Annotated in this window: 7 protein-coding genes; all 7 read left to right on the top strand. The window is 67.3% G+C overall.

Annotation, left to right across the window (positions count from 1 at the left end; translation table 11 throughout):
- Nucleotides 1-458: 458 nt before the first annotated feature.
- On the top strand, nucleotides 459-1460 hold the full coding sequence (locus ACFWPK_RS26150; RefSeq protein WP_378920057.1) for an alpha/beta hydrolase: 1002 nt from the start codon (nucleotides 459-461) through the stop codon (nucleotides 1458-1460).
- A 166-nt stretch (nucleotides 1461-1626) separates the two neighbouring features.
- Nucleotides 1627-3447, top strand: a complete 1821-nt coding sequence (locus ACFWPK_RS26155; protein ID WP_378920059.1) for an alpha/beta hydrolase-fold protein — start codon at nucleotides 1627-1629, stop codon at nucleotides 3445-3447.
- A 113-nt stretch (nucleotides 3448-3560) separates the two neighbouring features.
- Nucleotides 3561-4064, top strand: coding sequence for a DUF732 domain-containing protein (locus ACFWPK_RS26160; protein ID WP_378920061.1), 504 nt, complete (start codon nucleotides 3561-3563; stop codon nucleotides 4062-4064).
- A complete protein-coding gene (locus tag ACFWPK_RS26165) occupies nucleotides 4058-5050 on the top strand; it encodes a cutinase family protein (protein WP_378920131.1) in 993 nt (330 codons plus the stop codon). Before ACFWPK_RS26160 ends, ACFWPK_RS26165 begins: the two co-directional genes overlap by 7 nt.
- A 140-nt stretch (nucleotides 5051-5190) precedes the next feature.
- Nucleotides 5191-6210, top strand: coding sequence for an LLM class F420-dependent oxidoreductase (locus ACFWPK_RS26170; RefSeq protein ID WP_378920063.1), 1020 nt, complete (start codon nucleotides 5191-5193; stop codon nucleotides 6208-6210).
- 181 nt (nucleotides 6211-6391) lie between these two features.
- Entirely contained in the window at nucleotides 6392-8302 is a 1911-nt protein-coding gene (gene fadD32, locus ACFWPK_RS26175) for a long-chain-fatty-acid--AMP ligase FadD32 (RefSeq protein ID WP_378920065.1), read from the top strand.
- A 98-nt stretch (nucleotides 8303-8400) separates the two neighbouring features.
- Nucleotides 8401-13614: a polyketide synthase Pks13 gene (gene pks13, locus ACFWPK_RS26180; RefSeq protein ID WP_378920067.1), complete on the top strand. Its 5214-nt coding sequence runs from the start codon at nucleotides 8401-8403 to the stop codon at nucleotides 13612-13614.
- Nucleotide 13615 lies beyond the last annotated feature (1 nt).

The following is a 13615-nucleotide window of genomic DNA, read 5'->3' on the forward strand; positions in this document are numbered from 1 at the left end:
CAGTTTTAAGATTCAGTTTTTTTTTTGCGCCAGGTTTTGTTTTTAATCTGCCTCTGGTTTTTCTGAACAGCACCCACGGCTCCGAATTGTGGGGGGCGCCGGTTCTGTCTGTCCCGGCCACTGAAGCGACGGAACAATGTGTCCATAAGCCGACCGCGCCACCCACATAACTCAGCGACCACGGATTTTCGGCCGCCTCGGATCCGAGGGGCGAGACGGAACGCCGAAGGCGCAGTATCGCCCCTCGGATTCGAGGCCCACAGGGCCGAAAATCCAGCGGCGCCAGCCGCCAATGTCGCTGCCCTTGCGGTTAATTGGTGGGTGGAATATCCTCCAGCGAGCGTAAGTGTGACCAGATCGTTGTTTCATCCGTCTGATCGACCGGGCTGTCGGGGCCGTGTCGGGGGGCGGCAGACGCGTCTGGCATGCCATAACAGCAGAAAGAGAGCGGAATTCACATGCGTTTCGGCAAGGCCGTCGCGCCGGCATCTCGTGGTTGGCGTAATCGAATTCTAGCTGTCGGCGCTGCAGCCCTTGTGCTGCCGATCGCCGCGGGAGCGGCCCCGACCGCGCTCGCCGCACCGGTGTCGGCACCTGCGTTGCGCGCACCGGCCGGTGGCTACGAAGAACTCATGGTGCCCTCGAAGATGGGCCCGGTGAAGGTCCAGGTGCAGTGGGCGCGCAACGGCGGTAACGCCGCGCTCTACCTGCTCGACGGCCTTCGCGCCCGTGACGACCGCAACGCCTGGTCGTTCGAGACCAACGCGATGCAGCAGTTCGCGGGCGACAACGTCACCCTGGTGATGCCGGTGGGTGGCCAGTCCAGCTGGTACGCCGACTGGACCGCCGCGAGCAACACCAACGGCCAGAAGACCACCTACAAGTGGGAGACCTTCCTGACCGAAGAGCTCCCCGCATTCCTCGAGGGCTACGGCGTGTCCCGCAAGAACAACGCGGTGCTCGGCCTGTCGATGTCGGGCCCGGCCGCGCTGCGCCTCGCCGCGCTGAACCGCGATCAGTTCAAGCACGCGTCCTCGCTCTCGGGCCCGCTGAACTGGGGCGCCCCCGGCATGCGTGAGGCCATCCGCGTGATGATGCTCGACGCGGGCCGTTTCAACGTCGACGCCATGGCCGCTCCGTGGAGCTCGGCGTGGCTGCGGATGGACCCGATGGTGTTCGCGCCCGAGCTGCGCGGCCTGCCGATGTTCATCTCCTCGGCCAACGGCCTGCCCGCCCAGCACGACAAGCCTGCCGGTCTCGGCGGTGTCTACAACACCGGTAACGCGATGGCCATCGAGGCCATCTCGTTCGTGAGCACGCTGGCCTTCCAGCGTCGCCTCAACACCCTGGGCATCAATGCCGTCTACGACATCGGCGCCTCCGGTACTCACTCGTGGAAGTACTGGGAAGACGAGCTGTGGAAGGCACGTCCGCACATCCTGAATGCACTGGGCGCCTAGTAGTTTCCGCTCAGCAACAACTCGAAGACCGGCTCACCCCCAGGGTGGGCCGGTCTTTTTGCTGTGTCCGGCGCTCGCGTGTCCTCCCCAGTTATCGCTGCCTGTTGCGGTACAACCGACGGTGAGGCTGTGTCCCCATTTCCGGGATGATGGAGGGTCGCGTGTGATGACGGTAAAGAGTGTCTCAGCGCCGATGCGGCGGATCCTCGGCATCGCGGCCATGACGGCGGCCCTGCTCGCACCAGCCGTCACCGTTCCAGCGCAGGCGCAACCGGCGGTGTCCGGGGTGCAGCGGGTGGACTGGCTCTCGGATCGGCGGGTGGCGCTGTGGGTGTACTCGGCCGCGATGAAGACCCCGATTCAGGTACAGATGCTGTTGGCGCGGGACTGGAATGTGGCACCCGAGGCGAAGTTCCCGATGATGCTCATGCTCGACGGTCTGCGCGCGCAGGACGACGAGAACGGCTGGACCAAAGACGCCGATGCCGAGGGCTTCTACGCCGACAAGAACGTCAACGTGGTGCTGCCGGTCGGCGGCCAGTCGAGCTGGTATTCGGACTGGCTCGCACCCGACAACGGCTTCACCTACAAGTGGGAGACCTTCCTGACCAAGGAGCTCCCGCCGATCCTCGAGCGTGACTGGCGAACCACGGATGTTCGTGGGGTACAAGGACTTTCGATGGGTGGCACGGCTGCGATGAACCTCGCGGGCCGCAACCCCGGGCTGATGAAATACGTGGCCTCCTACTCGGGCCTGCTCACCACGACGACACTCGGCATGCCGCAGGCGATCACCTTCGCCAACAAGGACGCGGGCGGCTTCGACGCGGGCGCGATGTGGGGTCCGCCCGGCAGCCCCGAGTGGGACGCGCACGACCCGTATCAGCTGGCCGACGAGCTCAAAGGCGTCAGCATGTACGTCTCCAGCGGCAGCGGTCTGGCCGGCTCGCACGATCAGCTCGGTGACGTGCCGTTGATGAGCGAGAACTGGGCGGGCACCGGCCTGGAGATCCTTTCGCGCCTGTCGACCCAGAACTTCGTCGCCAAGCTCGAGAAGCTGGCGATTCCGGTGCAGGCGAACTACCGTCCCGCGGGCACCCACACGTGGCCCTACTGGGATTTCGAGATGCGTCAGTCGTGGTCGCAGGCGGCCGCGGCGCTCGGTACCGATCCAGGCGGCTCGACCTGCACGCTCGGCGGTGCGATCGCCGGGGTCGCGCAAGCGGCGAACTGGCTGGGCAACTGCCTGACCGCGGAGTACCCGGCGGGCACCGGAATGGTGCAGGACTTCCCGAACGGCCGGGTGTTCCATTCCGCCGCGGCGGGCACGCACGCGGTGGGCGGGCGCATCGGTGGCACCTACGCCGGTATCGGCGGCGCGTTCTCGCCGCTCGGCATGCCCACCGGCGGCGAGCTCGGCCTGCCCGACGGGCGCGGCCGCATGCAGACCTTCGAAGCCGGCTCGATCTACTGGACCCCACAGACGGGCGCGCAGGTGATGCGCGGCGCGTTCCTCGAGGAGTGGGGCAAGCAGGGCTTCGAGGGCGGTCCCGCCGGCTATCCGGTGGCCGCCGAGGCACCAACACCCAGCCGTGACGGCTCGGTACAGGCCTTCGAACACGGTCCGATGTTCTACAGCCCCGCCACCGGCGCACACCGGGTGCACGGCTTCGTCCTCGACAAGTACAGCCAGCTCGGCTTCGAGAACAGCCCGCTCGGTTTCCCGCTCGCCGAGGAGGCGCCGCTGAAGGATCTCGGGCGCTACAGCCGGTTCGAGGGCGGCAACATCTACTGGAGCCCGCTCTCCGGTGCCTGGTCGGTGCGCAACGGCGCGCTCGCCGACGCCTGGGGCGCGCAGGGGTTCGAGAACGGCAGGCTCGGCTATCCGGTGAGCGACGAGTTCGCAGTTCCGGGCGGAATCCAGCAGAACTTTCAGACCGGGTTCATCGTGGTGCGAGATGGCAAATCCGAAGTTCACGGGGTGTGAGCTCGGGCTGAGAACTCTCTGAGCTTCGCCGCGCAGTGCCCGGCAGCGCCGGTTGTCCGGCTAGCCTGGTCTGCGACCGCTTCCCTGACGAACGATCGAGGAAAGACATCTTCATGCATCGGATCCCTGGCAAGGTAGCCGGATCGGTCGCGGCCCTGGCTGCCGTCGCCCTGTTGTCCGCCTGTGGCGGCAACGACTCGACCGCGTCGCAGACGCCCACCCTCTCCAGCAGCGCCGCCGCGAAGTCGACGACGACGCCGCCCGTGGTCATCGAGCCGCCCGCCGAGGCCCCGTCGAGCACCGCGCCGGAGCCGAGCCCGTCTGCCGAGGAGCCGACGCCCCTTCCGCAGACCAGCGCCGCCGCGCCTGCGACCGGCAAGGACAAGGCGTTCCTCGACGAGCTGGCCAAGAACGGCATCACCCCGGGCGACCAGACGACCGCGTTGACCACCGCGACCTACATCTGCTCGACCAAGGGCACCGGCGCCAGTGACGCCGATATCGCCACCTTCGTCGCCGCGATGGCGGGCACCGACCCGGCATTCGACGCGTCGAAGATGGACGTCAACAAGGCAGCACAGATCTACATCGCTGCCGCGAACTCGACCTACTGCTAGTGACGCCCCGACCGACGCGACGCTCCCGCAGGTTCTGGCCTGCGGGGTGCTTCACCGTGCTGGCGCTGCTCGTCCTGGCGATCATCGTCATCGTGCTGCTCTGGTACCTGCTCGCGGGCAGGTTGAAAGAGCCGCCGCCGACGCCGCCCGGCCCGCCGCCGCCCACGTCGCAGTCGGCGGATTGCCCCGATGTGATGCTGCTCTCGATTCCGGGCACCTGGGAGTCGTCGAGCTTCGACGATCCGTACAACCCGCACGCGAACCCGATCTCGCTGATGCTCAGCGTTTCCGGGCCGCTGCGCGCGCAGTTCCCGGACAACCGGCTCGAGGTGTACACGGTCCCGTACGTGGCCCAGTTCTCGAACCCGATCGCGTTCCCGCCCGACGGCCAGGCTTCCTACAACAACAGCCGCACCGAGGGCACCGCGCGAGCGACCGACGTCCTGGCTCAGCGCCACAAGGAATGCCCGTTGACGAACTTCGTCATCTCGGGCTTCTCCCAGGGTGCGGTGATCGCCGGTGACGTAGCCGCCCAGATCGGCGCGGGCAACGGCCCGATCCCGGAAGCCAACGTGCTCGGCGTGACAGTGATCGCCGACGGCCGCCGCACCGCGACCGGTCCAGGTCAGCCCACCGAGATCGGTGACCCCCCGCCGACGGGTGAGGGTGCCGAGGTGGCGCTCAAGGGCGTCAACGTGCCCGGCATCAGCATGACCGGTCCCCGCCCTGGCGGTTTCGGCACGCTGGCACCCAAGGTGAACTCCATCTGCGCGCCCGGCGACATGATCTGCGACGCACCACGCCAGGCGCTCAATCCGGCCAACGCGCTGGGCAGCCTCGCGGCGCTGATCCGCTCGGCGGGCAATCCGGTGCACGCGCTGTACGCCTCGAACCCGGTGGACAGCGACGGCACAACGGCCACCCAGTGGACGGTCGATTGGGCCGCCGCGCTCATCGAGAACGCACCACATCCGCCACATTCCTGACGGAGTTGTCACAGTCACAGCGGGGGCATGATTGCCATGGTTCATGCCTCGCTGTGACATCCGCACGCCGGATCGCTCGCACGCTGTAAAGTGCGCTGGGAATTGCGCCCGAGTACACACCAGCCAGGAGCGAAGAGTTCATGACCGAAGCTGCCGCACCCGTCGGTGAGTTGACCGCGCTGGGTACGCCGCTGCGTCCGTTCCGCTTCGGAGCGGCCGGAGAGGGCAACAAGCAGGAGGGTGGCGCGCGCAAGTTCGTTCAGACGGCGCAGGAAGCCGAAGAGATGGGTTACGACACCTTCTTCGTTCCTGATCACCTGGGCGATCAGATCGGCCCGATCGCCGCGCTGGGCGCACTCACGCAGGCCACCAGCAAGATCCGCCTCGGCACCTCGGTGCTGGCCAACGGTTTACGCCATCCGGTCGTGGTCGCCAAGGAATTGGCCACCCTCGACGTCCTGTCCAAGGGGCGCCTCGAGGTCGGCGTCGGCGCGGGCTGGATCAAGGAAGAGTTCGACAACGCGGGCATCCCGTTCGAGCGTCCCGGCGTCCGGCTGGAGAAGCTCGACGAGTCGCTGACCATCCTGGACACGCTGCTGCGCGGCCAGGAGTGCAATTTCGAGGGCAAGCACTACCAGGTGCGTGGCATCAAGGGCACCCCGCGCCCGCGGCAGGGCCCGCGCCCGCCGCTGTGCACCGGTGGTGGCGGTCCGAAGATGCTGGCACTGGCGGCCAAGCACGCCGACATCGTCTCGGTCGTCCCGCAGACCACCAAGAACGGCAAGGGCCTGCTCTCCGGCATCACGCTCGAGAAGACGATCGAGAAGGTCAACATCGTCAAGGCCGCTGCCGGTGACCGGTTCGCCGACATCGAGCTGAACTGGGCCATCACCGCTATCGTCATCACCGACGACCGGGAGAAGACCGCCGAGATGGCGCTGCGCGCGATCGAACGTGGCCTGCATCCCGACCTCGAAGTCGACGTCGAACTGACCGTCGAGGAGATCCTGAGCTCGCCCTACATCGCGATCGGCACGTTCGAGGAAATCGCCGAACAGGTCAAGCGTGTGCGGCAACTCACTTCGATGTCGTATGTGGGCATCTTCCCCACCCAGATGGACGCTTTCGCGCCTGTCATTCCGCTGCTGCGGGAGGACTGAGCGGGGGTTCTCTGTAACATGACTCTGGTTTGAGAACATCTAGCCGATAGCGGTCACCGCGCAGACCGCTCGAAAATCCGCAGGCTGTCGACGCACGTTCGTGTGAGCTCGACGGCCGGTGGCGATATAGCGAGTCGAGGCCGCAGAGCTTGTCATCGCGTCCTCGCAAGGAGAAGAAGGAATGGAACAGACTTTCGACGACTACCTGGACGAAACCGGGAATATCAACATTCCCGAGGGTCGGACCCTGGTCGATCACGTCGAGAAGCACACCCGTAACGATGCGAATACGCTCGCGTACCGCTACATCGACTATTCGCGGGAACGCGACGGCGAGGTGCACGAGCTGACCTGGCAGGAGTTCGGAGTACGGCTGCGCGCGGTGGCTGCTCGCCTGCAACAGGTGACCAATCCGGGCGACCGGGTCGCGATCCTCGCGCCGCAGGGCCTGGATTACGTGATCTCCTTCTTCGCCGCGATCTACGCGGGCACCATCTCGGTGCCGCTGTTCGATCCCGACGAGCCGGGTCACACCGACCGCCTGCACGCCGTCCTCGGCGACTGCGAGCCGTCGGCGATCCTCACCGCGACCTCCTCGGCCGCCGGTGTGCGCCAGTTCTTCCGCTCGCTGCCCGCCGCGCAGCGACCGCGCATCATCGCCGTCGACGCCATCCCGGACACCCTCGGTGACTCCTGGGTGCGCCCCGACACCGCGATCGACGACATCGCCTACCTGCAGTACACCTCGGGTTCCACCCGGGTGCCCGCCGGTGTGGAGATCACCCACCGCGCGGTCGGCACCAACCTGCTGCAGATGATCAAGTCGCTGAACATGAACGAGAACTCGCGTGGAGTCACCTGGCTCCCGCTGTTCCACGACATGGGCCTGCTCACGGTGATCCTGCCCGCGGTCGGCGGCAAGTTCATCACCATCATGTCGCCGAGTGCGTTCGTGCGCCGTCCCTCGCGCTGGATCAACGAACTGGCCGCGGTCTCCGACGGTGCGGGCACGTTCGCGGCCGCGCCGAACTTCGCGTTCGAGCACGCCGCCGCGCGTGGTGTGCCCAAGGCGGGCGAGACGCTCGACCTGTCGAATGTGATCGGCCTGATCAACGGATCCGAGCCGGTGACGGTCTCCTCGATGAAGAAGTTCAACGAGGCGTTCGCGCCGTTCGGCCTGCCCAAGACCGCGATCAAGCCGTGCTACGGCATGGCGGAGGCGACGCTGTTCGTCTCGGCCACTCGCGCCGAGGACGAGGCCAAGTACGTCTACGTCGATCGCAACGAGCTCAACGCGGGCCGCATGGTGCGCGTCGACCAGTCCGACGAGACCGCCATCGCGCAGGTGTCGTGTGGTTACGTCGGGCTGTCGCAGTGGGCCGCGATCGTGGATCCGGAATCGGCGGACACCGCGCAGGGTCGCGAGCTGCCCGACGGCCAGGTCGGCGAGATCTGGCTGCACGGCAACAACATGGGCATCGGTTACTGGGGTCGCCCCGCCGAGTCCACCAAGGCGTTCCGCAACAAGGTCACCGAGCCCGTCGCGGGCGGTCACACCGACGGCACCGATCCCGATGCCGACTGGATGCGCACCGGCGACTTCGGCGTGTACTTCGAGGGCGAGCTCTACATCACCGGTCGCGTCAAGGACCTGGTGATCGTCGACGGACGCAACCACTACCCGCAGGACCTGGAGTACTCCGCACAGGAGGCCTCCAAGGCGCTGCGCCCCGGTTTCGTCGCGGCCTTCGCGGTGCCCGCCAACCAGCTGCCCGCCGAGGTCTTCGCCGCCGACAGCCACTCCGGCCTGAAGTTCGACGTCGACGACGCGTCCGAGCAACTGGTGGTCGTGGCCGAACGTGGCCCCGGCGCCGGTAAGGCCGACCCCGGCCCGATCGCCGACGCGGTGCGTGCCGCGGTGTCGGTACGCCACGGCGTGACCGCTCGTGACATCCTGCTCGTGCCCGCCGGTTCCATCCCGCGAACCTCCAGCGGCAAGATCGCCCGGCGCGCCTGCAAGGCCGCCTACCTCGAGGGAACGCTGCGCGGTGGTTACACCCAGCAGGCTTTCCCCGATGCACCGGAAGAGTAATCGGCACGTCCGACACGGAGGTGACGCCCGGTGTGCCACGCAGGCCGGGCGTCATTCCACGGCGCGCCCTGTACGCAGACAGGTAGCTTGAGGAATTGATGGCTGACAACGAGGGCACGCCCACCCCGAACCCTGACGTCCCCGCCGAGACGAACGATCTCTCGGTGGCCGAGCTGCGTGACTGGCTGCGCCGCTGGGTCGCCGATGCGACCGGGCAGTCTGTCGACGCGATCACCGTCGACCGGCCGATGGAGGAGTTCGGGCTCGCCTCGCGCGATGCCCTCGCCCTCGGTGGTGACATCGAGGACCACACCGGGGTGGCGCTTGCCCCGACGGTGATCTACCAGCATCCGACGATCGCGTCGCTGGCCGAGATCATCGTCAACGGTGAGCCGGAGCCCGAGCCCGAGGACTCCTCGGAGTACACCGCCGCGTTCGCGCCGTCCGAGGCGCACGACATCGCGGTGGTCGGCCTGTCCACGCGTCTGCCGGGTGCGGGCACCACGCCGGAGTCGACCTGGGAGTTCATCATCGGGCGCGGTGACGCGATCCGTGAGCTGCCCGAAGGTCGGTGGGAAGAGTTCCTCAGCGACCCCGCCGTCGCTGCGGCCGTTGCCGAGGGCAAGACCCGCGGTGGCTATCTCGATCAGGACGTTCTCAAGCAGTTCGACGCCGATTTCTTCGCGATGTCGCCCATCGAGGTAGAGCGCGTCGATCCGCAGCAGCGACTGATGATGGAGCTCACCTGGGAAGCGCTGGAACACGCGCGAATTCCGGCGAGCGACCTCAAGGGCGCGCCGGTCGGCATGTTCATCGGTTCTTCGAGCAGCGACTTCCAGTTCATCGCGTCGCTCGCGTTGGGCAACGCCGATCCGAACGTGCCCGCAACGGCTGAGGCCTACGCGATCATGGGCAGCTCGAACGGCATCATCGCCAACCGGGTTTCCTACTTCTACGACTTCCGTGGCCCTTCTGTCACCGTCGACACCGCGTGCTCGTCCACGCTGGTGGCGGTGCATCAGGCGGTGCGCGCGCTGCGTGAGGGCGACGCCGAGGTGGCGCTGGCCGGCGGCGTGAATATGCTGCTGATGCCGATGACTACGCTCGGTTTCGCCCCCGGCACCTCCGAGGACGGGCGCATCAAGGCGTTCTCCAAGGATGCCGACGGCATGGTTCGTTCCGAGGGCGCCGGTCTGGTGGTGCTCAAGCGGCTCGCCGACGCCGAGCGCGACGGTGACCACATCTACGGCGTGATCAAGGGCACCGCTGTCAACAGCGACGGTCGTTCCAACGGCCTGCTCGCGCCGAACCCGGATGCTCAGGCCGACGTGCTGCGCCGGGCCTACCGCGACGCTGGGATCGTCCCCTCCACCGTCGACTACATCGAGGCCCACGGCACCGGCACCCCGATCGGCGACCCGATCGAAGCCGAGGCGCTGGCCCGTGTGGTCGGCCGTGGCCGCGATGCCGATAAGCCCGCCCTGCTCGGTTCGGCCAAGACCAACTTCGGTCACCTGGAATCCGGTGCGGGCGCCGCGAGCCTGGCCAAGGTGCTGATGTCGTTCCAGCACAACGTGATTCCGCCGAGCATCAACTACGCGGGCCCGAGCCCGTACATCCCGTTCGAGCAGGCCAACCTCAAGGTCGTCGACGAGGCGACCGAGTACCCGCGCTACAGCGGCGTCGCGACCGTCGGTATCTCCGGCTTCGGTTTCGGTGGTACCAACGCGCACGTGGTGCTGCAGGAGTACGTGCCGACGGCCCCGGTCGTCGAGGACGTGACCGCCGAGCAGGTCGCCGCCGAGGAGATCGAGGGCGAGGAGACCACCGGTGTGGTCGCCGAGGCCATCGCGATCACCGAGGCCGCGGTCGAGCCGGTGCAGCCGTTCGTCGAATGGGACGGCGAGCGCGACGAGCCGCTGCCCGTGGTCCTGGCCGTTTCCGCCTACCTGCCGTCGCGTCGTAAGCGCGCCGCCGCCGAGCTGGCCGACTGGCTGGAAGGCGCGGGCTCCGATGTCGCGCTGACCGATGTCGCCCGCTCGCTGGCCAAGCGCAGCCACCAGCGTTCGCGCGGTGTAGTGGTGGCCAAGACGCGTGAAGAGGCCGTCGCCGGCCTGCGCGCTATCGCCGAGGGCAAGCCGGGCGCCGGTGTGTTCACCGCCGATTCGCCCGCGTCCAACGGGCCGATCTGGGTGTTCTCCGGTTTCGGTTCCCAGCACCGCAAGATGGCCAAGCAGCTCTACGGCGAGAACGCGATCTTCCGCAAGACCGTCGACGAGGTCGATGAGCTGGTGCAGGACGAGGCGGGTTACTCGATCCGCGAGATGTTCCTCGACGACGAGCAGGACTACGACGTCGGCACCTGCCAGGTCGGTATCTTCACCATCCAGCTCGGCCTCGCCGCGCTGTTGCGTGCCCACGGCGCGGAACCGACTGCGGTGGTCGGTCATTCGATGGGCGAGGTGGCCGGTTCCTACATCGCCGGTGGCCTGTCGATCGAAGACGCGGTGCGCGTGATCTGCGCCCGCTCGCGCCTGATGGGCGAGGGCGAGCAGATGCTCACCGACGACGAAGTGCGCAATATGGCACTGGTCGAACTCAGCGCCCACGATGTGGCGCTGCTGCTGCCGAAGTACCCCGATGTGGAGTGCGCGGTGTACGCCGCGCCGACCAACACCGTCATCGGCGGTCCGCGCGACCAGGTCGAGCAGATCGTCGCCGAGGTCGAGGCGATGGGCAAGTTCGCCCGCATCCTCCCGACCCGCGGCGCGGGCCACACCTCCCAGATGGACCCGCTGCTCGGCGAACTCGCCGCGGAACTGGCGGGCATCGAGCCGACCTCGCTGAAGATCGGCCTGTACTCCACGGTGCACGAGGGTCTGTACTTCCGGCCCGGCACCGACCCGATCCACGACGAGCCGTACTGGGTGAAGAACCTGCGCCACAGCGTGTGGTTCACCAACGCGGTGAAGGCCGCCGTCGACTCCGGGCACACCACGTTCCTGGAGCTGGCGCCCAATTCCGTCGCGCTGATGCAGGTTCTCGGCACCACCTTCGCGGCGGGCGTGCACGACGCGCAGCTCATCCCGACGCTCAAGCGCAAGGAAGACGAGTCCGCCGGTGTGATCGGCGCGCTCGCGCAGCTCTACGTGCACGGCCACGCCGTGAACCTGGGTTCGCTGCTGCCCGAAGGTGATTACGCCGACGTGCCGCGAACCGCGTTCGTGCGCAAGGAGTACTGGCCCAAGGTGTCGATGTCCTCGGGCGGCGGGAATACCCGTGTGCCCGGCGCGCACGTGGCCATGCCGGACGGCCGTCACGCCTGGGAGATTCAGGCCTCCTCGGTCAGTGACCTGGCCGTGCTGGTGAAAGCCGCTGCCGCACAGGTTCTTTCCGATGTCGCGGTCGCTGTTTCACATCCGCATGCCGCACTGCCCACCGCGGGCACGCTGACCACCACGTTGACGCCGCACCTCGGTGGTGCGTCGGTCCAGGTGCACGCCAAGTCCGGCGCCGCGTTCACCCTGCTGTTCGACGCGGTCGTCACCTCCGGTGCCGCTCTCCCCGAACCAGTTGCCGCCGTGGCAGTTCCGGTCGCCGAAGCCGCGCCGACCGCCGCCGAGATCGCCATCGCCACCGGCGACCGCTGGAGCCCCGACAGCGGCGAGACCATCGAGCAGCGGCTGTGTGTCATCGTCGCCGAATCCATGGGCTACGCCGTCGAGGACCTCCCGATGGAGATCCCGCTGATGGAACTCGGCCTCGACTCGCTGATGGCGATGCGCATCAAGAACCGCGTCGAATACGAATTCGACATCCCGCAGCTGCAGATCTCGGCCGTGCGCGACGCCAGCCTCAACGAGGTGTCGAAGGTGCTGCGCTACGCGATCGAGCACCGCGACGAGGTCGCGGCGATGGCGGAGAAGCAGGCTGCCGCCAAGGCCGCCGGTGAAGATGTCGAGCTCGGTGTCGACGCCAACTTCGTCGAGGCTGCTCGGGCCGCGATCGCCGCGGGTGAGGATCCGCTGGCGGTGGCGAAGCAGGCCGGTGCCGAGCTGCCGTCGGAAGCTGCTGCTGCCGAATCGGTTTCGGATGCTGCCGGCGCCGGTTCGCCTGCCGCTGCGGTCGAATCAGCCAATGTCGCTGCTGCCGAATCAGTTTCGGAGCAGGCTCCCGCCGAGTCGGTTATCGCCGACATCGACTACTTCGCCGATGCGAGCGCCGACGAGGACAACGTTCCGCCGCGTGACGCGGCCGAGCGCCTGACCTACGCCACCTGGGCCGTCGTCACCGGTACTTCGCCGGGCGGCATCTTCAACACCCTCCCGATCCTCGAAGAGGAGGTCGCCGAGAAGATGGCGGCCCGTCTCACCGAGCGGGTCGGCGCGGAGGTCACCGTCGATGACGTGCTCGACTGCGAGACCATCGAGCAGCTCTCCGATATCGTGCGCGGGTTGCAAGACAGCGGCGCCGACGTGGACGGGTTCATCCGCCCGTTGCGTGCCCGTGTCGACGGGTCGGACGCCACCCCGGTGTTCGTGTTCCACCCTGCAGGTGGCAACACTCTCGTCTACGAGCCGCTACTGAAGCGTCTGCCCGCCGACACTCCGATGTATGGCTTCGAGCGGGTCGACGGTTCGATCGAGGAGCGTGCCCGGCAGTACCTGCCCGAGTTGCGCAAGATCCAGGGCGAGGGCCCGTACGTGCTCTACGGCTGGTCGCTCGGCGCGGTGCTCGCGATTCAGGTTGGCCAGATGCTGCGTTCGGAAGGTGCCGACGTGCGTTACGTCGGCCTGATCGACCTCGCGATGACAGTCGAGGACGAGGACAATAGCCCCGAGGAGCGCGTGCGTCGCCTCGAGCGCTACCAGGCTTTCGCCAAGAAGACCTACAACGTCCCCGCCGAGCTGGACCGGGACCAGATCGAGGAACTGGCCGCGGCATCCGATGCCGAGCAGTTCTCGATGATCAGCGATCTGATCAAGCTCTCCGGTGCGAAGATCCCTGGCGGCGTGCTCGAACACCAGCGCACTTCGTGGATCGAGCAGCGCGCATTGCAGCAGGTGCGGCCGAGCCAGTACAACGGCGATGTCGTGCTCTATCTGGCTGACCGCTACCACGACGGTGCGATCGAACTCGAGCCGCGCTACGCGGACCGTCGCCCCGATGGCGGCTGGGCTGAGTACGTTCCGAACCTGGAGATCGTCCACATTCCGGGCGACCACCTACAGATTGTCGACGAACCGCGGATCGGCCAGATCGGTGCCGACCTCGCCGCCAAGCTGGCCGCGATTTCCGCAAAGGGAGAATAGT

The organism is Nocardia sp. NPDC058519, from assembly GCF_042719755.1.
GTDB lineage: Bacteria > Actinomycetota > Actinomycetes > Mycobacteriales > Mycobacteriaceae > Nocardia.

Coding starts and splice junctions, on each gene's coding strand:
- ACFWPK_RS26150 (WP_378920057.1), top strand. CDS start 459: ATGCGTTTCGGCAAGGCCGTCGCGCCGGCATCTCGTGGTTGGCGTAAT.
- ACFWPK_RS26155 (WP_378920059.1), top strand. CDS start 1,627: ATGACGGTAAAGAGTGTCTCAGCGCCGATGCGGCGGATCCTCGGCATC.
- ACFWPK_RS26160 (WP_378920061.1), top strand. CDS start 3,561: ATGCATCGGATCCCTGGCAAGGTAGCCGGATCGGTCGCGGCCCTGGCT.
- ACFWPK_RS26170 (WP_378920063.1), top strand. CDS start 5,191: ATGACCGAAGCTGCCGCACCCGTCGGTGAGTTGACCGCGCTGGGTACG.
- fadD32 (WP_378920065.1), top strand. CDS start 6,392: ATGGAACAGACTTTCGACGACTACCTGGACGAAACCGGGAATATCAAC.
- pks13 (WP_378920067.1), top strand. CDS start 8,401: ATGGCTGACAACGAGGGCACGCCCACCCCGAACCCTGACGTCCCCGCC.